Origin of the sequence: Chlamydia sp. 04-14 (assembly GCF_036632095.1) — a bacterium.
Classification (GTDB): Bacteria; Chlamydiota; Chlamydiia; order Chlamydiales; family Chlamydiaceae; genus Chlamydia.
This window is the reverse complement of record NZ_JAPYKW010000002.1, coordinates 376,846-397,979: the sequence shown is the minus strand read 5'-3', so window position 1 is coordinate 397,979 and position 21,134 is coordinate 376,846. Positions and strand designations below refer to the sequence as shown.

Sequence of the window (21,134 nt, the reverse complement as noted above, 5' to 3'; positions counted from 1 at the left end):
TAGCGTTAACCGATCACAAAAATAATTAAAAGTCAAGGGGATTAAGAGTGTTGAAAGGAAGAAGCCCTGCCCAGGTATGGGCAGGGGGGTGCTTTTTAGAAAGAGACTTTAGCTCCAAGATCTACGTTATAGTTTCTTGAAGAGCTTCGCAATTCGAAACCAAATTGACTGAACATCTCAAATCCAGATGTTAAGGCGATATGGTTACCTGCACGAACTATGAAAGCTTGTCTAGCAAGATTCGTTGCTGTTGTTAACCAAGTAACGTCATTAATAGCTAGTCCTGTCATACAGCTTGGATTATGACGATACACATCAGGTACATAGACTAATGTAAGATCGTAAGCTGTTCTTTCTCCATAGACAAGTTTCTCAAACTTTATACCGATAGGTACGGAAACATTGAGAAGATCACTACTTTCAAAGACACGACCTTCGCTTGTAGGTTCTTTGAAATCTTCTTGATGAGCATAGACAACTTGCAATTTTGCAAATGGTGCATAGCTATCAAAGAAAGAAGAACTAAATATGGGAATGGGCACGCTAGTAGATAACGCTACACCAACAGTATCATTACCCCAAGAGCCTTTAACTTCAGGATAGTCTGTATAGGTAGTTGTCATATTATTGCCGGAGTGACAATAGGTAACTTGAGCATCTAAGAAAATAGGGATTTCTTTAGAGAATCCTGAACAACAAGTGTTTGGTCCATTAAATAGTCTTGTTAGATCATCAAACTTACTTACATGTTGATAATAGATAGAACCTGCATAGATATTCGCAGCATTTTTTGCTACAAGATAGTCCTTATCTTTTCCAAATAGCTGGCAAAAAGCTAAGCTAAGAGTATCTTCCTTAGAGGTGTTTGTTGTCGCACCTAGTACATATCCTGAGCTGATATGACGGAATTTACGATTTGCCGCACTTTGATCTCTATGGAAGAAATTCCCCACTCCAGAAACCCAAAGACCGCGACGTGTTTCTAATATGCTATCTACGCTACGTTCCATTACGTCCTGAATAGAACGTACATCCGTGAAGGATCCCCAAAGACTATTCAATACCAGGGGAGCACGACGTTCAGGATTTGGAATGTATCCTGTTTTATTCCATTTAAAAACAGCTGTTTGTGTTTTGGGATCAGATGTAGCATCTTTTACCCAAGCGACAGACCAATTTCCTTGATAACCGTAATGATGTTCAGGAACACCTACAGTTGCACTAGGTACGTTTGTTGTTGTTACAGCTCCTTTTGCAGAAAGTTGGATTCCTTGAAGAGATAGCGTTTCATTTAGCTTATGATCTTCATAGAACTTTCCGGTAGGATCAATAACACCAATAGCTCCTGACAAAGTTACATTTTTAGTATTTGCAACTGCAGCAACTACGGCTAATTTTTTTCCATCCAAAGAATTTGGATTGATAGCTAAGTTTGTCAAGGTGACGTCTTCTGTTTTCGCAGAAAGCTTTGTTCCTGTATCCATCAGGATTTGAGAACCTGCTGTTTGCGAAACAGTTTTTGCTTCTACTTCAACACCATTTCTTAAAATAAGCTCACCAGCTGCTAATGTAATAGGCTGTGTGAATATAGTCTTTAAGTTATCGGCAACAGCAGCTTCTTCTTGAGTATGCTTTTCTCCAGAAAAGATAATTCTACCATTGTAGACTTTATCGCCTTCGGCTTTGTTTAAAGTAAGAAGATCTGCAGCAGTACCCTCAACAACTACAGGATCGTAGAAGGTAATAGTTTTCCCGGAAGCAGCACGTAGATTTATGAATTTTCCATTGCCTTCAATGTTAATCGCATTTCTCTTTATCGTAGCATTGTTAGTTGTAGCTGTAAGGTTATTTTCAAAGGTAATATCCCCATGTTCAGCTGTTATACTACATTCTCCGCTAGCAGCAATACCAATAGCCCCTCCCTTAGGCGAAGCATTGACAGCTTTGTTATTTGCAAATAACGTAGGACCACCAGAAGTTAGATAGAGCTTATCTGCATAAATAGCTCCGCCTTTCGCTGCAGAAGTATTTTCCTTAAAAATCAAGACTTTGTTATCTCTTATAGTAAGGACCGGTGTCGAACCTGTTTTGCTACAATGGATAGCACCACCGCAACCATTTCCTGTTCCAGAAACAGCATTGTTGTTAAAAACAATAGAGCTGTTTCCTGAAATAGTCGTATTGCCTTCTGAATGTACTGCTCCTCCAGAATTAACAGCAGTATTTCCAGAAAATACGATTTTTCCTTGGTTGTCTGAGATGTTAGCAACTCCCGTAGCGGCAATCGCACCACCCTTTTTCGCAGTCGTATTGGTGGTGAAGCTGATTTCCTTGCTCGAGCCGGTTAGAGAAAAAGCTTTGCAAGAAATGGCTCCACCATCTTCAGCGGAGTGGTTCTGATCAAAAAGAATACTAGTATTATTTGCTAAGTTTAATGCTCCTCCAGAATTAACAGCTCCTTTCCCAGTATTTACCGTAGCCTCTGGGCATTTTGTGAAACTTAGTTTAGAGAAATCTGTTAGAGTAAGGACTTTATCCGCAGTAGAAACGTTAATCCCGCCAGGATTTGCTCCGGAGTTTACGTTTTCTATGGATAGGCTATGCCCATTTCCTTTGAAAGTTAGATCGGCTGCAGTTTGCACAAAAGCAGCCGAAGCAAGAGCCGCTGCTTGTCCTGCATCTACAATAGAAATATCGCTCTCAACATTGTAAGTAGTTCCTCCCGCAGTGCTTGTAGATTGCGGACTGAATGCTCCATTTGCATCGAGAATAGATTCTTGAGTTAAAGCCACTTCCGCATGCAATTGCGAGAAGTGAAAAGATAATGGTATCGTCAGGGTTGACGATATTAAAATCTTATATAAAGAAGGCCTCATTTTATACACTTGTGGTGAAATGAAAAAAACAGTTTCGTTAAATACTCATTAGTACAAAAGAAAGCAAGTCTAATACAGAAAAGACTTGACATGTTTTATTCATTTCTGGTAAGAGGCCCGGTCGTTTCAGAGAGAGCGGGGTTTTAGAATTTGTACCTACCTCCTAGATCAAGGTTGTAGTTTCTAGAAGATCCGCGTAGTTCGAAAGCTCCATGACAGAAGACCTCGAAACTATCTGTTAGATGGTGATGATTACAGCCATCAATTATTAAAGCTTGTCTAGCTAAGTTTGTTGCTCCTGTGGACCATCTAGTATCTATAGAGGGTAGAAATACTTTAGATTTTGGAGCATCACGATAGATATCAGGCTGATAGATAAGGCTGATATTATAAATGTTGTACTTGTTTGTTTTCTCAAACTTCATACCAATAGGTAAGGAAACATTTACAAGGTGCGCGCTTTGGAAATTCCTATTTGCATTTCCTTTAGTTTCTTTGAAATCTTCTTGTTGTACGAAGACAACATGAAGTTTCATGAATGGAGAGAACTCTTCAATAAAAGGATTATCAATGACTATAGGAAGATAGCTTCCTAGTTCTCCGGCTACGCAATGGTTATTCCATTTCCCTCTTGATGAGGGATCGGGAGTGTGTTTTGTAGTCATAGAGTTATGACTTAAACTGTAGCTAAGTTGAGCATCAAAGATTACAGGAATTTGTTCAGGAAGTTTAGTAAGGATAGAACCTTTTTTATTTGAGAGCTTGTAGTGATTGATTAGTTTTTCACGTTTTGTATGGATAGATGCTGCATAAATATGCGATCTAGTTTTTGCAAGATGGTAATCTTTAGATTTGCCAAACATCTGACAGAAAGCAATATCAATAACCCTATCAGTGATGGGTTGTGTGCTTGCGCCCACAACATATCCCGAACTGATATGACGGAATCCTTTCTGTACTTTCATGGAGTCTCTATGGAAGAAGTTAGAGATTCCTGAAATCCATATACCCTTATGGAAGTCTTCGCCTTGGGTGCTAACTTCAACAAGTTGTTGAATAGCACGAATATCAACAGCAGAGCACCATAAGCTGTTAGGAACTAAAGTTGCACGGCGATTTGGTGTAGGTGTGTAACCTGCGGATATCCATTTGAGTTCAAAGGAGACTTTACCAGTATTAGTATCTTTAACTTCCGTAACCTCCCATTTTCCTTGATAGCCAACATTAGAACTGGTTGATCCTTGAGGGATCATATTAAAACCGGTAGTATCTACTTTTCCTCCAGCAGATGTAGAAATATCTAAGATATTTGCAGAGAAGTTTTTGTTTAACATTGGATTGTCGTAGAAATTCTGACTGCTATCTTGGAATTTCAAATCTCCAGTTATAGAGACATTTCCTGTTCCTGTCGCAGCAAGAGTAATGACCTTATTTTCGCTTAGAGAATCTAAGTTAACAGCAAGGTTGGTGATTGTAATTGATCCATCTGGGTTTGTTACTTGTGAGTTAGATACAGCAGGCGCAGATGCAGAAGGACCTATTGGTTTAAAGTTCATCAAAGAGGAAGCTACTAAATCAGATATAATTTTCAGGTTTGATTTAGAGGACACATTTACAACAGGAACTACATTATTAGGAACTGCTGGCACTGCAGGAGCCTTGGAACTAGGATTTTCAGCAGCTGGGACATTCGTTATGATTGATGTTCCGCCATCCATAATGATCAAAGAACCCTCTTTCTGTACAAAAGAATCTAAAAGAAGACCAGCTCCGTTTCTTAAAACAAGAGTTCCTGCTTCAAGAGATACGTCGGTATTGAAAACGCTCATTGCATTCAATGAATTCTTAGCTTCATCAGCTGTTAGTTTTTCTCCAGAGAATACAACCGTACCATTATAAGTGGCTTGTTTTGTTTCTCCAGAAACAGCTCCTTCTTTTGCTTCTGGTGCCTGTGCATCAGGAGCATTGATTTTTAGAGGAGTTTTAGGTGTTGCAGCTTGAGCTGCTCCAGGTGCAGCGGCAACTGCGGCAGCTCTTACAATTACAGAATGTCCTGAAGGACCTGCAGGTCCAGAAGATCCTGGGCTAGCAGCAACTGGTTTTGTAGTTGTAATAGGATCGTAGAAGAAAATCGTTTGTCCTGTTCCAGCACGTAATTGTGAAATTGTCGCTCCACTACCTAAATGAATAGCATTGTGGGAGGGTTTCGTAGGAGTTTGGGATTGGTTTTGATCTGCTTTAGCGTCTACTTGAGCTTTATTAGCAAAAGTTACAAACGCGGTTAGAGCTTTATCTACTTGCGGTTGTACATTATTTTCAGCTTGTCCTGATTGGGCTGCATTTGCTTGCACATCACCGGAAACAGCAGCATCTCCTGATCCTGCTTGTGGTTTAGCAGGAAGAGTAATTTCTTCAGCCGCTGTAACCTTGTTGCCTTGGAAAGTAATTGATCCTGTAGCAGCAGTAATGCTGATATCTCCATTATCAGTAATGAAGATAGCTCCACCTTTCCCGGAAGAGTTATTAGAGAAGGTGATATCTCCATCAGAAGATAGAACTAATTTCTTAGCATAGATAGCTCCACCACTAACAGTAGAGGAATTATTATCAAATGTAACAGTAGTATTTCCTGAGATGGTTACACATGGATCAGCGGCTGCAGCGGCATTTACTTGTTTTGGTGCGGGAGTACTATCTGCTGATAGCGATACAGCTCGTATAGAAGGAAGAACTCCTCCTGTAGCAGCGGCAACAACTTTTTCTGGAACTTTAACGGCCGGAACGGAAGCATCAGTAGCTGCTAGACAATGGATAGCTCCACCAGTTCCTGTAGCCGGTGTTTGAGATTGATCTGAAATAGCAGCCTTTTCAGCAGCAGGTTCTTTGGGAGGTATTTCTTTGGCTTGATTACCAGAAAAGACGACTGTTGTGTTTCCAGTGATATCGAAATTTCCAGTAACGGATACAGCACCACCTTGATCTTTGGCATTGTTATTTGAGAAGGTGCACGTCCCGGTATTGTTTTGTATTGTTGCTGAGCCTCCACTGACGTTAATGGCTCCGCCAGCTTTTTTAGAGGAGTTACCAGAAAATGTGATATTGACATTTCCTTTAAGAATAATGGCAGGAGCAGATGCATCAGGTGCAGCTTCTTCAGCTTTTGGACTAGCAATACCATTTTCACCGGAAACACCTTCAGCAGATATAGCTCCGATTTCAGGTGCACCGGTATCTGAAGATATCGTCCAGAGGTTTGCTGCAGCATTTGGTTCTGATGCGCTATTACTCACAGAATTTTCGGGAATTAATCCGCCAACTCCTGGAACTCCTCCAACAGATCCTCCGTTACCACCTCCTGATTCGGTTTTTTTAGGTCCTACATAGATAGCACTGTCTGCTTTTGTTTGATCCTGGTTCGTAGATTTAGCGAAGGATAAGTTATTAAATCCTGATAATGTTAAAGCTGATCCAGCACTATTATTAATAGCAGCTCCTTGAGCTTCTATAGTTATAGTATCAAAAGTGAGGGAATGACCAGATCCAACAAAAGTAAGAGGGCCTGCAGTATTTAAGAAACAGCTTTTATTTGCTGCTTGGGCTGCTTCAGGGGAGCGTTGGGATCCTTGGTCTTGAGATCCTCCAGAACTCGATGAGCTGCTATCTAAAGCGGTAGCATCAGCTCTTAGTATCCCAGCTAAAATTCTAGATGTTGTTACCGTTTCAGTATCTGAACTTGATGAAACTTCAGTGTCAGAAGTAGAGTTGCTTTCGGTGCTAACATCCGTCGTAGTTGATTCTGGTGAAACTTCTGTTCTGGATGATTCTGAGACTTCAGGCCTGGGTGATTCTTCTGTTTTTGGTTCTGAACTTGAATGATCTCCTTCAGAATTCGCTTTCTTGTTTTCCTTGTCTACTTCTGAATTTGAACTCTTATCTGATACTGGACTAGATTGAGATTCAACTCCATTTTGTACTTCGGGTTTTGCTTGTGACTGTGGTTGAGACTGAACTTCAGGTTGATTGCTGGAAGCCGGTGCTTGGGTAGAAGTTACATTAGATATAGATACGTCACCATTAAGAGTATAAGTAGTTCCTCCTTCGGTCGATGTTTCCTTGTAAGTAAATCCAGATCCATTACCTCCTGTTCCTGGATAATTATCGCTAGGACCTAAATTTACGTTTCCATTTTGAGGTTGAGAAACTTTTGGTTCAGGAAGTTCTACCACTGCTTCTTCGGCAGCAACAATAGAGGATAATGGAAGTGTAATTGCTGAGGAAATTAACAACCAAGGAACGGAAGACTTCATAACAAGGTTCTTTTGGTGATATGGAAGATTCATTCACGCAATAGGAGATAGAAATTAAAAAATCAAGAGACAACAGAAGAGTAAAAAGAGAGGAAATACTTTGAGTATTGGAAATGAAAAACATCAAAAGCCACATTATTTTATGTGACTTTTGATTTTCTCGTTGATGTCTATAAAACTAGGAGAACTATTTTAGGAAGAAATCTCAGGTTTTGAGAAGAGAAGGTCTAATTTTTAGGATCGCAATGATGAGATGTATGACCCTTTGTACAGCAGTCTCCACCTTGATGCTTCTTAGAACAACAACTACAATAGCTTATTAAAGAAATAATCCCGGCGATTCCAATAACAATATAAGTAATTTGTGTTGCTGTTGCGCTTGCGCCTCCGCATAGTCGAGCAATAAGGTTTACTTTATGATGAGTTAATCCTATAATTCCTACGTTCAATGCACAAAGAACAACAATAAGAGAGGATAGTCCCCGAACGAGTTTGCCTAGCATTGCTTTTCTCCTAAGTGATGTATACTTAATTCCATCTTTTAATCTTTTTTATAATTTAATAAAGTTTTTTTTTGTTTTCAGGCATTTGGGGAGACATTGACTTTTTGCATACAACGAGTTAAGTTGAGCAAGAAGTTTTTTTCATGAAAAACTCAAAATGGACATTAGCTTCATTACAATAAATTATCGGGATTAGGAAATGACACAACCCTATGTAACTAGAGAAGAAATTTTACTTTTGGCGAAGAGCTCAGCTTTAGAATTAAGCGAAGAGCTTATTCAAGAATACGAGACTTCGTTAAACGAAGTCATCGGCATTATGAAAGAATCTATTTCTATGGATGTAACAGATGTAGTTATTGAGGTTGGTTTATCCCATGTCATCAGTCCTGAAGATTTAAGAGAAGATGTCGTCGCCTCAAGTTTCTCTCGTGAGGAGTTTCTTATTAATGTCCCCGAATCTTTAGGGGGATTAGTAAAAGTGCCCACAGTAATTAAGTAGAGATCGCGGTTTTAGGAATATGTATCAAAAGAGTGCCTTAGAGTTAAGAAATGCTGTAGTGAGCGGGGAATCTTCAGCTACAGCGATAGCAGAGTATTTTTATAATAGAATAGAAACGGAAGATAGTCGCATAGGAGCCTTTCTTTCTCTTTGCCAGGAAAGAGCTTATGAAAAAGCTGCTAGTGTAGATGCGAAACGAGCAAGAGGAGAGCCTTTAGGGAAACTCGCAGGTGTGCCTATAGGGATAAAAGATAATATCCATATTATGGGATTGCGTACGACCTGTGCTTCTAAGATGTTAGAAAATTACATAGCACCTTTCGATGCTACTGTAATTGAACGTATAGAAGCTGAAGATGGGATTATTTTAGGCAAACTCAATATGGATGAGTTTGCGATGGGATCTACAACTCAGTATTCTGCTTTTCATCCAACAAAAAATCCTTGGGATTTATCTTGTGTTCCTGGGGGATCTTCCGGAGGATCTGCAGCTGCTGTTTCTGCAAGATTTTGTCCTATAGCTTTAGGTTCTGATACTGGAGGTTCTATACGTCAGCCCGCAGCATTTTGTGGTGTCGTTGGATTTAAGCCTTCATACGGTGCTGTGTCTCGTTATGGTTTAGTTGCTTTTGGTTCCTCATTAGATCAGATAGGCCCTTTAACGACCGTTGTTGAAGACGTGGCTTTAGCTATGGACGTTTTCTCTGGTAAAGATGAAAGAGATGCTACTTCTCAAAAGTTTTTCTCAGGATCTTTCCAAGATGCATTATCCTTAGAAGTGCCTAGTTTGATTGGCGTGCCTATGGGATTTTTAGAAGGCTTGAGAGATGATGTTAAAGAAAACTTTTTTGAATCATTAAATATTTTAGAGCGTCAGGGCAGCCGGATCGTTGATATAGACCTCAATATTTTACATCACGCTGTTTCTGTATACTACATAGTAGCTTCTGCAGAGGCTACTACGAATCTCGCAAGATTTGACGGTATCCGTTATGGATACCGTTCTCCAGAAGCTCATAGTATGGAAGATGTCTATACTATTTCTCGCGTTCAAGGTTTTGGTAAGGAAGTTATGCGTAGGATCCTTTTAGGAAACTATGTGTTATCTGCAGAGCGTCAAAGCGTATACTATAAAAAAGGTACAGCAATTCGTGCGAAAATCATTCAAGCTTTCCAAACAGCTTATGAAAAATGTGATGTAATTGCTATGCCGGTATGTTCTTGCCCTGCATTTGCTGATGGGGATATTCTCGATCCTATCTCTTTGTATCTACAAGATATCTATACTGTTGCTATGAATCTAGCCTATCTACCTGCTATCGCTGTTCCTTCAGGGTTTTCTAAAGAAGGTTTACCTTTAGGATTCCAGGTGATTGGTCAGAAAGGGAAAGATCAGCAGGTATGTCAGGTTGGTTATAGTTTCCAAGAACATGCAGGAATTAAGAATTTATACCCTAAAGGATGTAACAAACTTTTTGATGGAGAGGTGAAATAATGAGCGATGTTTATGCTGATTGGGAATCCGTCATAGGTCTTGAAGTCCACGTAGAGTTAAATACCAAATCAAAGTTATTTAGCTGTGCACGAAATCGTTTTGGTGATGAACCTAATACGAATATCTCTCCTGTGTGTACAGGAATGCCAGGGTCTTTGCCTGTATTGAATAAAGAAGCTGTAAGAAAGGCTATTTTATTTGGTTGTGCGGTTCAAGGTGAAGTAGCTTTATTAAGCCGTTTCGATAGAAAGTCCTATTTTTATCCCGATAGTCCTAGGAATTTTCAAATTACGCAATTTGAGCATCCCATAGTGCGGGGAGGACATGTAAAAGCTATTGTTCAAGGTGAAGAGCGTTATTTTGAACTTGCGCAAGCGCATATTGAAGATGATGCGGGGATGTTAAAACATTTCGGAGAATTTGCCGGAGTAGACTACAACCGGGCCGGTGTACCTTTAATAGAAATTGTTTCTAAACCTTGTATGTTTTGTGCAGACGATGCTGTTGCATACGCTACAGCTCTTGTATCTTTATTAGATTACATTGGGATTTCTGATTGTAATATGGAAGAGGGATCTGTGCGTTTCGATGTGAACGTTTCTGTACGCCCTCGGGGTAGTGAAGAACTACGCAATAAGGTAGAAATTAAAAATATGAACTCGTTTGCTTTTATGGCGCAAGCTTTAGAAGCAGAACGTTGCCGACAGATAGATGCCTATTTAGAAAATCCTAATAAAGATCCAAAAACTGTCATTCCTGGAGCAACATACCGTTGGGATCCTGAAAAGAAAAAAACGGTATTGATGCGTCTTAAAGAGCGAGCTGAGGATTACAAATACTTTATAGAACCGGATCTTCCTGTATTGCAGTTAACAGAAGCATATATCAATGAAATACGTGATACGCTTCCTGAACTTCCTTATGACAAATATCAAAGATATTTGCGTGAGTATGCTCTTGCTGAGGATATCGCTGCTATTTTAATTAGCGATAAGCATATCGCAAACTTCTTTGAATTAGCTGCTACAGAATGTAAGAACTATCGAGCTCTTTCTAACTGGGTGACTGTGGAGTTTGCAGGACGTTGTAAAACACAAGGTAAGAACCTTGCCTTTTCGGGGATTCTTCCTAGCAGCGTAGCTCAGCTTGTCAATTTTATTGATAAGGGAGTGATTACTGGGAAGATAGCTAAAGATCTTGCCGATATGATGATGGAATCTCCAGAAAAGAGTCCTGAAGCTATTCTTAAAGAACATCCTGAAATGTTGCCAATGACAGATGAAAGTGCTTTAGTTGCGATTATTACTGAAGTTTTGGGGGCTAACTCACAATCTGTTATCGATTATAAGAACGGTAAGACTAAAGCTTTAGGATTTTTAGTTGGGCAAATTATGAAGCGCACTCAAGGAAAAGCCCCTCCAAATAGAGTGAATGAGCTTTTGCTTATTGAATTGGATAAATAATAGTTGAAAAATCTCAAGATTTTTTGTAAGCTGTTGAGTATCTAAGGGAAAAAATGGCTCTTTTGAGGTTGAAAAACATCAAGAGAGCCCTTTTATTTTTATCCTTAGTTAGAAAAAAAGTCTTAAAAAAACCTAGCTTTTCTTCCTTTTCTTTCTTCTACTTTGTTTACGTTGTTGTGAATCGGAATTCTCTAGATCTGAAGATTCATCATCACCTTGACTTTGATCTCTTTCTTGTCTTTCTTCATCTTCATTTCTATTTCTAGATCGCGATGATCCTGCAGCTCCTATGCGAGATACTCTCCTAGGTGTTGAGGTGACAGGGCCTGTTGTAGTAGTGTCACTAGAGACAGGCAGACCTAAAGGAACATTTTGTATGGCAGAGGAGGAATCTTCTAGAGATTGAGGAGGCTGATATACGGATGAGAATGGGTTATAGGCATCATGTAAAAAAGAAAAGTCATCTTCTGCTTGAGGAGAAAATTCATCGCCTGGAGATAGATAATCGGAATCAGCTTGTTCAATTTCTATTTGGTTTCTCGATCTATGTTGCAGCACTCCCTGAGAGCTTCTAGAGATATGTCGATGACGCGTATGCGTGCGTGTTTCTTGATCTTCGCACTCACGTCTAGCATCTGCAGCATGATCTCTTCTTCTCTCTTGAGAAACACGCTTCACATCTTTTTCGGAAGGCGTAGTCGGAGTTATTGATTGCTCGGAAACTTCAATAACCTTTTGCTGAGCTTTTATCAAAGCTTCGGTTTTAAAATGTTGGAATGTGACCTTGCTCAATGAAACTAAAGCTAATCCTATAGTCATGAAGCCCATGAGGAATTGCGGATTAGCAAGAATAAGAGTACTTCCTCCAGCTGTAAAGTATGCTGAAGCGATTAACGCTGAAGCTATTCCCAAAAGAATGAACGGTAAAAGAACAGCGGTAATGGTATCGGCGATTTTTTGAGATCTTGGTGTGTTGGCAACATCAGAAATGAGCATAGTCACTCCTAAGGCACCAAAGATAAGCCCAGGGATTAATCCGAAAAGCAGTAATCCTTGCCCCTGAGAGGCAACAAGAATACCAATGATGGAAATAACAGCAATCGCGATAATCCCAATATCGAAAACATAACGCATCTTGGGATTGCGATCGGGGAGGGAGAGAAGTCTTCCGAAAAATCCTGTGGAAGAAGCACGAATACGACTTCCAATGCCCGTATGTGGTGCGGGTACCTGACTTTTAGGAACAGGTCGGTGTGATTGCCCTAAAGGATCTATGGGATTACTCATGCACGTAGCTCTGCTTTTTTATATTGTTTTAGATATGAAAATAACTATTTTAAAATCGTTATTTCATAACTACTTGGTTATATTATAAAAGTTATTGCTGTTTAGTTGTGATAGTTTTGTTTTTTAACTATGTTAATTTTTGGTAAAGACCCTAGTGTTTATTGAAACATTAGGTAACGATTTTCCAAGAAAGAGTGAGGATGGAAGTAATAAAAAATTAAGAATTTTCGTTTTCTAAAGTAGTTTCCACGTTGTGGTTCGCAAATTCGGAAGAACCTTTCCGGCTAGGATGAGAGAGGTCCAGAGATAATGATGAGGAAGAAGATGAGGTTTCTTCTGAAGTTGAGGATTTTTTAATCTCTTCAGTTTGTAAAGATCTTAAAGCAAATAATTCCCTATGGATATTTAAAAGCGTAGCGCTGGCGCCTACAGCTCCGCAAATACCGATCATAAAGAAGACGACCTCGGGAGCGACCATAACTAAGCCAAAAATAGCGCCAATAATAAGAGCAGAGACCAAAAGACTGATGAACCATGCTGCCAGATAAGGAAGAGCATGTTCGCAACTTCTTGTGGAAATTGCTTTTAATGCGCAGGTAAAAGGAATCAATCCTAAGGCCGAGAATGTGGCTAAAGGGAAGGTAATAATTTTGATTGTCCCAAGGATAACAGATACCACTACCTCAATAGCCATTGCCGTTTTCGGATATTGCTGTGCTTTATTTTGACAGCGACGTGCAAGGACCCTCTCAGGAAATGTGCAATCGAAATAAATTTGTGAGCTTTTTTTACAAACTTCACGACAATTCATTTTAACCTAAAAATGAACTTATACATTAGAATGCAAAAAGTTTAGATAGTTGTAAAATTTAGTACAACCGAAATTCTAATTAAAACTAAATTATTCAACGTATCTACATAAGATTTTTTTTATTCTTATTTAGAAAGAAAGTACAGCAGATCCACCAAAGAAGGCAGAGGATTTAAAAGGATGGTTTGTCACGTTGTTATTGTGACTATCTGCTAGAGAAATGTCACTGCCGATAGACCATCCATAAAAGAGCTTAATAAAGCTTCCTGGCCAAGGGCAGAGTCTTACATTACCTTCGATTTCACGGCCTTGATATTCAAAAATACCTTCCGAAGAGGCAAGATCATTGGAATGAAGTTTCTTTCGTAACCGCGTTAGACGGTAGGCGGCTCCAAAATCACAAACAGAGGTGCAGTTATATTCTATGGAGAAGTTCACCGGATAGATGCAGTTGATCGTGAGTTTATCATTAGGTTTGTAGGTGGCACCTAGTAAAGGCCAGGCCTTCTCTTGGTGCAAGCCTGTTTCATTGATTACACCAAAAATCACAGAAAGCTGTTGCGTAGCTTGATATTTTCCAGAAAGTACTGCTTGATATAGCCCATAGCCTGCTTCCATATTTTCTGGATCGATAAGGCTAGAAAGAACCACAGACCATTGCCAATTTCTTAAGGATAGTGTGTAGGCACCTGCAGATAGCAAAATATAGCTATAATATGACTTGTCTTGGAAAGTATAGTATCCTAGAGAATTTGGATCCCCAGGTACGGGTTGAGTATTATCCCAAAGAATATTTGCCCCTACATAACCTGTAGAAAATAGTATTCCCGATTGTGGAGTTAGGGGAAGAGTACAAAGGAAAGTTGCATCAAATTGGCGATAGCCAAGAGATTGATTGGGGAGTTTTTTAAAGTCAGCACTTTCTACTTGTAGGTATTGCGTTTGTAGAGAAAAAGGACGTGGCCTGGGACAGGCATCACGAGCTTCTTTATCAATGCCGCAGGCATCATGAACAATGTAGATGGGTGTGGAGAGTAGATGACCAGCAAGAGTCATCACATGAAATAACAACTTCAACATATCTCTATTTACAGCTCCTGCAGGAAATATCTCTCAGAATATCTTGTGAAGAGGAAGAGATGCTATCCCGGTTTTTGGAAATGAGTCTTAGCTATTTTGATCTATCTTAATAAAAGTTAGACTATACTTTCATAGGATAGATTACTACTTATTTTCACAGGAGTTAATGATGAGCGTATTTTTTATTTCAATAGCAATCGCCGTTCTTTCCACACTATGTTTTTAAGAGGTTGTAGAGTCACAAATTTCATCAAACGTTTTAAAATGTGTCTTGCAAACAAGAGATAAAACATCTTTCCCATGTGTTTTGAGGATAGATTTTCCAGCAGTCTTTACATGTGCTGAGGCGCCTTTCGGAAGCTTAATAGAAAAGCGTTGTTCTAACTTTGTCATTGTAGTGACAAAAGCTTCTCGAGCGAGTATAGATGCAGCAGCGACAATGATATCTTGTTCTGCGCGCACTTTCTGAATTACCGAGATATCGGTATTTTTCTTTTTCAAAGCATTGAGTAAAACGCTTTCTGAAGAGGCAAATTGATCAGAAATAGCAAATACTTCGCCCGAGGGGTGTGGAGCTAGATTATCAATAACTGTAGCATGTGCCCAAGCTAAAAGGATGTTGAGATTATGAAACTTCCCATAGAGCTGATTATATTTTTCAGGGTAAAGAATCATGACATCATAGCTACAGCACGCACGAATAGTTTTTGCTAATGATACAATTTGTGTATCATTGAGCAGTTTTGAATCTTGAATTTTTGTCTTATAGAGATTCTTTAGAGTATCTTCATCATGAGCATAAACTCCTGCAATACATAAAGGACCGAAAAAATCTCCTTTTCCTGATTCATCTACACCTAGGCGAGGACGGAGATCTTCTTCTATACGGTTATGGGTAAATGTCAATAGGATTTCAGGTTCTAGGAAAAACTCGATAAATTCTTGAGATCCCTTTCCTTGTACAACAAGTTTCCCTGAAGTATAAAGAGTGCAGCTTACTGATGGAGAACGTGCTTGAAAAATCGTATATTGAGGTTGTGTTAAAGTAAAACCTTTTTCCTCAAGACGATCTTTGAGTAAGCCGTGTAAAGAAGGAGATAGTTGGGTAACAAACGGTGTGGACATAAAAAGAAAGCGTCAAATTATCTTGGCGTACCAAGGATAGAAATTCCTATCCTTATGTTTTACTAGGCATATTTATCGTTATGCTATACATAGCACAAGGATATATAGTGTATATGCGGATTTCGGAGTACAAATTAAACGTTAATCCTGTATATTCCTGCAAGTGGGCAGGATCTTAAAACAGGGGAGAGTTTCTCATTTTCTATAAATGAGAATTAGGAAACCTCTAAAAATATTTAGAGGTTTTTATTTAAGGTGCCTGCAAAGGAATCTCTATGGCGGAACAAATTCATAAAGAGCTTTTACATTTAGGAGAGATATTTCGCACGAAACGTGAAGAACAATCCTTATCCTTAAAAGATGTGGAAGCAGCAACATCTATACGTTATTCATGCTTAGAAGCTATAGAAAATGGCTATTTAGGCAAGCTCATTTCTCCAATTTATGCTCAAGGATTTATAAAGAAATACGCAGCCTATTTAGGATTAGATAGCGAGCGTATTCTTCAAGACCATCCTTATGTTATGAAAATCTTTAAAGAGTTTTCAGAACATAATATGGAAATGCTTTTAGATTTAGAATCTATGGGGGGAAGAAACTCTCCAGAAAAAGCTATTCGTAGTTGGTCAAATCTTTGGTGGGCAGGACTTATCGTAACAAGCGGTATTGTAATTTGGTGGTTAGGATCCCTACTATCTATTTTCTAGAATAATGAGAAATCTTATTGTAAAATATAAAATAGGCAAAGCTTTGCCTATTTTATTTATCTATTTTAATCTGTCTTGAACTCCTTATCCAAGGATTCCGGCTAAGCTATTTACTCCTCCAGAAAGCTTGAGTAGGTCGTCTTGATGCTTGTTGGAGAACCAATCCTCATCCTCAGGACCTTGATTATTTCCTGTACTTGACGAGGATGAAGTGCTACTTGATTGATGTTGACCATCAACTTCGGAATCATCATTTGGATTGTCAGGATCTCCTGGTCCAAATATGTGGGTATTATGATTTCTTCGTTCTCGTAAGAACTGTGAAAGTGTTGTTAAATTAGGAAGTGTAGTTGTGGGAGCTCCTCCGTCTTTATCTGTAGGAGCATAACCTAATGATAGAAGAGAAAGAAGAATCAATTTTAATAATTTATCAGAGGTAATTGTAAGACCATAGCCCCCCCCTTCTTCAAAGCATGATGCTCCTTGAGTTAGCCAATATAAGGTATTTTTTAATACCTCTATAGCTTTTTTCCCTTCTTTCCCTCCTAAAGGAAAGTTGTCATTATTATCTAATTGTATAACGCTAAGATGATTTAATTGGTGACGAAGTTTTGTCCAGTCTAACTGCTTAGTATAGTGAATCTTTGAACCCCCAACAGCTCCTGCAGAATCATCTTTAGAACCTTCGTCATTATCATAGATAATCCAAACAGACGGAGGTCTATGATATATTCCACTTTCGACATCACCATAACCTCGTTTTGTCATGAGAGTATCATTGTCATTTATTTTTGGGAGTTTTTTAGGATCATTAGCTGTTTCAAATAACTCTTTTTGAAGACCACCCATTAAGAGCTTTTTTAAACTAGCTTTTATCTCTGAACATTGTTTATCGAAATTGTCTTTTTGATTCTGACTTAAAGTTTTTCCTTCAGATATAAGAGAGGGGAAATCTGTTCCACCATGCTGCATCCCCATCCCTAAGACAATGGAGCCATGCTTTTCTTTCATATCTGATAGGAATTGTGAAAGATCTTGATTTGTTCTTTGAGAATCACTGGGATTTATAATACAAGTGCATAAACATTGGAAACAATGTGATAGCCAATTCGGGCAGTGACTATCACACCAGGGCCCACAATGTTCTCTACAATATCCAGCCCCACGTTGTGTACTAGGAGCATTTAATACCGTAGATACTATTTTTCCTGCGCATTTTATTTTGTCTAGTATATCATTCCCATCACCGAGCTTCATCTCTAAAGATATTTTTCCCCCAGGCTGTGTAGTTATAGGATTCTGTAACGGTTGGTTTTCTTGCTGGTTATGACCATTACCTTCTTGTACAGTAAATTTACAACCACAGCCAATGGGACAGCACATAGCTCTTCTCCGAAATTATAGTAAAAGACAGGGCATAAGATGTTCATGGCCTGTATTTTGTGATTAAAAAAATACAACATAATCTCAAAATGTGATTTTTTTTAGCCAGGAGTTTTTTCGATAAGGCATTGAAAATCTGTGAGATGAGCAATAGGGTTGTAAAGATAGATACAAGGATCAGAGTTGTGTGAAAATTCCTAGATTTTCACGTAGTCAAGATTGTTAGATATCTGTATAAGTTGAAGGGCTTGTTGGATCGAAGAGGCGGAGGAAGCCGCCTCTAAATCGTGTGTTGATGATTATCTTAAAAATAGACTTGAAGTCATAGCAGTGATGCTTTTAGCTGTTTTCAAAAGAGCTTCTTGAGATTTAGGATTTGTAGGATCCCAAAGCTCAGCACCATTTTTGGCTCCTGGTGTTACTCCATCGACGCACGATGCTCCAGCACTACTTACTGTGCTTATAGGTAAACGTCCGTTAAGAATCACTCTCTGTCCATATTTAGGTAGAGGAAGATTTGCTCCAGCATTGACTCGTACTTCGGTTCCTAAGGAGCGTGTATCGAGTCTGGGAGATTTAGGAGCACTTTTATCTTTTGTGCGTAGTTCCTTACTTGTATTTTGTAATTGCTCTAAGCATATAGGCTGTTCTTGCTCGGCACCTAAAGGAACAAATCCTAAAGATAGTAAAGAAAGAAGAAGTAAAGTACGGTATTTTGATTCTTCAATGTTTAAGCCAAATCCTGGGGAATCAAAGGTATTTCTCGCTTCATCTACATATTTATTCAAAGTGAGTTGTAAAACATTCACAACTGCTCGAGATTGAAACCCTAAGAAACCAATATCTTGAGAATTTAAATCCAAGACTTCTAATTGGCTAAGCTGATGCTGTAATCTTTGGATATTGAGATTATAGCCTGATCTTTGGTCATTAGAAGCTCCTTCATTAGCTTCAGAAGGATAAAGAATCAAACATGTAGGAATAGAAGGAATAGACGCACCATCAATAGATTCTTCTAAAGACTTTTTCACATTTTCTACTTCTGTAGATCCTTTTGAAGGGAGTTGATGAGCACTATTCGCTACTTTAAAGAGTTCTTGCTGGGACCCACCTTTTAAGCATCTTCCTAACTGATCTTTTGCTTCTCGACATTTCTCAGAGAATTGATATTTCTGTTCTGCAGATAAAGTAAGACCTTCTGCTAACAGTTTAGAGATATCCCAGGGCCCATTTTTCATTGCGACACCAACACAAATAGGGCCAAATTCATCTCTTTGATTTTGTATGAATCCGGATAGATCGTCGTATTTCTCTTCGGATCCTACTTGATCATCAGGGGTGATCATACAAGTGCAAAGGCAGTCAAAAAAGCAAAGGAAAGGACTCCAACAATTATCGGCACACCAGGGTCGGCAAGAATCTTGACAAAACTGGCTTGTACGTTGAACTCTCGCAGAATTTAAAGCATCTGAAACAAGATCTCCAGCAGCTCGAATCGTATCTAATAATGATGGATCACCCACTTTCAAATTAAATTCTGAAGTGGATCCAGGTTGTTTTGTAATTCCATTTAAAGAAACTGTTTCTTCTGTGTAGGCATCTTGATTTGAGCGGCAGCTCATGTTAATCCCAGGGCAGCACATAATTTACTCCATAAATAACAATGTTTTTTACTAAGAATCCTCATACTATCGATGATTCTTAATCCCATGCTAAATGGCTTTATGCACTTTTAAAGTTGTTTTTAAGAGGGTTCATAAGAGTTATTCACCCTTATGAAATTGGGGAGTATACATTGCTAAGTTTGAAGAAAATTTTTAAGAAACCAAAGCGTGGATTATCCTCATTTTCTGTGCTAACAAGCATTTAGGCGGGCATATATTATTCAAGAAATTATTTTAAGTCTATAAATTTTTTTTGAATTTAAGTGATCTCTTATTTCAAGAAACCACTTAAACAAGTTTGACGAAGATGATTTATATCCTTTTATTAAATATTTGCATGGCAGCAAATATATCCTTTAGACCATTAGAGCTGCCGATGAGCATTCTCTGTTGGAAAATATCGGTATCATCATCATCGTCATCATCATTACCATCGATCATGTTCTTTAGCCAATCATCATCATCCCGGGGTTGATAATCATCAACAGGGTTATGTATGCTATGTTGACGTTGAAGTATTCTTCTCTGTGATCGGCTAGATCCATCTGTACTCGTTGTTGAAGTCGTGGACACAATTGTTCTTACAGAAACATGAGAACTTCCCGATGTTCCTAGAGGGAAAGTTATTGGTTGATGTGTTATAGCGCCACCAACAGCTCCAAGTGGCGTTTCGGTTGTTGCAGGTGCAGTTGCCTTTTGTTTTTGGGTATAACTACATAGAGATCGTTTATATATTTTTACAAATGGATCAGTATCATCATCATGTTTTACGACCGTATCCCCATCTTTATCCACAGGGACATAACCGCAGCAAAGCAAAATTAACATCAAGAGTTTGATAAATTTGTTTATATCGTAGCAGACACAGCCACCACTGAGTACTAGAGGGGAATGTTCACCAGCAACTAAACAGAGAAAGAGTTCAAATATTGTAATAACTAGATGAGCTTCCTTTGCTCCTAGTTTTCCCACAGCTCCAGTTTCAAGGGATAATACATCAAGATTCGCGAGGCATTTTGTCATTTTTTTCTTATCATATTTTGTAGCCGTGGCTCGATCATAGTTTTCATTTTCTTCTGGTTGAGGGAATAATGAAGGTCTATGCAAATCTAACTGGAGTGGAACCGAAGTGGGTGATGTTGGACCAGTTTTTGCTGCAGGTTCTAAAACCCAGCATTTTGGAGGATTAGGTTTATGTTTAGGATCTTTCCAAGCTTGATCTCCCATAATTTTAAGTAAAGTAGGTAAAACGTGTTCTAGGTTTTCATCATCGAGAATATCTACAGATTTATCATAGAAGCATTGTTGAGAAAGTTGATTAAAACTTCCTGTAAGTTGTTTTTTAGCTTTTTTACATTCATCTTCTAATTTTTTTTCCTCTTCTGTAGATAGATCACGCGAGTGTTTCACCATATCAGGAACGTCCCAACCTAAATGTTGTACAGCCATAGCTAAGCTTAAGGGACCATATCGCTTATCCATGTCTCTCATAATATCGGGAATATTGGTATCCATAGGTGTTTCTAAAATACAGCATGCTTTAAAGCAGGCACAAAACCAACTTCCAAACCATCCACAACGATTCATGCATGGACCGCTGCAGTGATCATAACAGACCATACAGCCTTTTTGTACTTGAGGGTTAAGAATAATATTTTGTGTCGTTTCTACTATTGTTTGAATTTGTGCGGCAGTACCCTCGACTCCGCCCTCTTCATTGTCTTCATTAGCACCGCCTCCGAAAGAAATTTTTAATTCTGTTTTTGTTTTGCTTTTTGATTGTGTGGAAGTTGGTTGTTGTGTAACTAACGGCACGGATTGATTACTCGTACCGGGTTGATTTTCATCAGTTTCATTTTCAGTTGTTCTCTGAAAACTGAATGAAAAACCAGGAATATTGGGGAAACCAGGAAAGCACATATTATTACCTC

The 21,134-nt window shown here is 38.8% G+C and carries 14 protein-coding genes; 4 read left to right on the top strand and 10 right to left on the bottom strand.

The window, feature by feature from the left end; genetic code table 11:
- Positions 1 to 95 precede the first annotated feature (95 nt).
- The 3 genes from O6937_RS04350 to O6937_RS04340 all read right to left on the bottom strand — a co-directional run bounded on the left by O6937_RS04350 (position 96) and on the right by O6937_RS04340 (position 7,686).
- A complete protein-coding gene (locus tag O6937_RS04350; RefSeq protein ID WP_332390429.1) occupies positions 96 to 2,876 on the bottom strand; it encodes a polymorphic outer membrane protein middle domain-containing protein in 2,781 nt (926 codons plus the stop codon).
- Between the two features lie 143 nt (positions 2,877 to 3,019).
- Complete coding sequence (locus tag O6937_RS04345; RefSeq protein WP_332390428.1) at positions 3,020 to 7,183, bottom strand: polymorphic outer membrane protein middle domain-containing protein; 4,164 nt, start codon at positions 7,181 to 7,183, stop codon at positions 3,020 to 3,022.
- A 227-nt stretch (positions 7,184 to 7,410) separates the two neighbouring features.
- Positions 7,411 to 7,686 carry a DUF378 domain-containing protein gene (locus tag O6937_RS04340; protein ID WP_213240498.1) on the bottom strand — a complete coding sequence of 92 codons (276 nt, stop codon included), beginning with the start codon at positions 7,684 to 7,686 and terminating at the stop codon, positions 7,411 to 7,413.
- Between the two features lie 199 nt (positions 7,687 to 7,885).
- On the opposite strand from O6937_RS04340, the gene gatC reads away from it, so the two are divergent.
- From gatC to gatB, 3 genes are read left to right on the top strand one after another with little or no spacing between them, the layout of a single operon-like run.
- Positions 7,886 to 8,188 (top strand): Asp-tRNA(Asn)/Glu-tRNA(Gln) amidotransferase subunit GatC, encoded by a 303-nt coding sequence (gene gatC, locus O6937_RS04335; protein WP_332390427.1) that lies wholly within the window; start codon positions 7,886 to 7,888, stop codon positions 8,186 to 8,188.
- A 19-nt stretch (positions 8,189 to 8,207) separates the two neighbouring features.
- Positions 8,208 to 9,683, top strand: a complete 1,476-nt coding sequence (gatA, locus tag O6937_RS04330) for an Asp-tRNA(Asn)/Glu-tRNA(Gln) amidotransferase subunit GatA (RefSeq protein ID WP_332390426.1) — start codon at positions 8,208 to 8,210, stop codon at positions 9,681 to 9,683.
- Positions 9,683 to 11,146, top strand: a complete 1,464-nt coding sequence (gene gatB, locus O6937_RS04325; RefSeq protein ID WP_332390425.1) for an Asp-tRNA(Asn)/Glu-tRNA(Gln) amidotransferase subunit GatB — start codon at positions 9,683 to 9,685, stop codon at positions 11,144 to 11,146. Before gatA ends, gatB begins: the two co-directional genes overlap by 1 nt.
- Positions 11,147 to 11,278: 132 nt before the next feature.
- Here gatB and O6937_RS04320 read toward each other — a convergent pair whose 3' ends face one another.
- The 4 genes from O6937_RS04320 to rnhC all read right to left on the bottom strand — a co-directional run bounded on the left by O6937_RS04320 (position 11,279) and on the right by rnhC (position 15,449).
- Positions 11,279 to 12,433, bottom strand: a complete 1,155-nt coding sequence (locus O6937_RS04320) for an IncV family inclusion membrane protein (protein WP_332390424.1) — start codon at positions 12,431 to 12,433, stop codon at positions 11,279 to 11,281.
- A gap of 217 nt (positions 12,434 to 12,650) precedes the next feature.
- Positions 12,651 to 13,244: a DUF5422 family protein gene (locus O6937_RS04315; protein WP_332390423.1), complete on the bottom strand. Its 594-nt coding sequence runs from the start codon at positions 13,242 to 13,244 to the stop codon at positions 12,651 to 12,653.
- A 129-nt stretch (positions 13,245 to 13,373) separates the two neighbouring features.
- A complete protein-coding gene (locus tag O6937_RS04310; RefSeq protein ID WP_332390422.1) occupies positions 13,374 to 14,324 on the bottom strand; it encodes a hypothetical protein in 951 nt (316 codons plus the stop codon).
- A 222-nt stretch (positions 14,325 to 14,546) separates the two neighbouring features.
- Positions 14,547 to 15,449, bottom strand: coding sequence for a ribonuclease HIII (rnhC, locus tag O6937_RS04305; protein WP_332390421.1), 903 nt, complete (start codon positions 15,447 to 15,449; stop codon positions 14,547 to 14,549).
- A 275-nt stretch (positions 15,450 to 15,724) separates the two neighbouring features.
- Here rnhC and O6937_RS04300 point away from each other — a divergent pair, with 275 nt between their 5' ends.
- Positions 15,725 to 16,156: a helix-turn-helix domain-containing protein gene (locus O6937_RS04300; RefSeq protein ID WP_213240512.1), complete on the top strand. Its 432-nt coding sequence runs from the start codon at positions 15,725 to 15,727 to the stop codon at positions 16,154 to 16,156.
- Positions 16,157 to 16,240: 84 nt separating this feature from the next.
- Here the strand turns inward: O6937_RS04300 and O6937_RS04295 are convergent, their stop codons facing one another.
- From O6937_RS04295 to O6937_RS04285, 3 genes are all read right to left on the bottom strand, one after another.
- A complete protein-coding gene (locus O6937_RS04295; protein ID WP_332390420.1) occupies positions 16,241 to 17,539 on the bottom strand; it encodes a hypothetical protein in 1,299 nt (432 codons plus the stop codon).
- A 299-nt stretch (positions 17,540 to 17,838) separates the two neighbouring features.
- Positions 17,839 to 19,182, bottom strand: coding sequence for a hypothetical protein (locus O6937_RS04290; RefSeq protein WP_332390419.1), 1,344 nt, complete (start codon positions 19,180 to 19,182; stop codon positions 17,839 to 17,841).
- Positions 19,183 to 19,515: 333 nt separating this feature from the next.
- Positions 19,516 to 21,123, bottom strand: coding sequence for a hypothetical protein (locus tag O6937_RS04285; protein ID WP_332390418.1), 1,608 nt, complete (start codon positions 21,121 to 21,123; stop codon positions 19,516 to 19,518).
- Positions 21,124 to 21,134 lie beyond the last annotated feature (11 nt).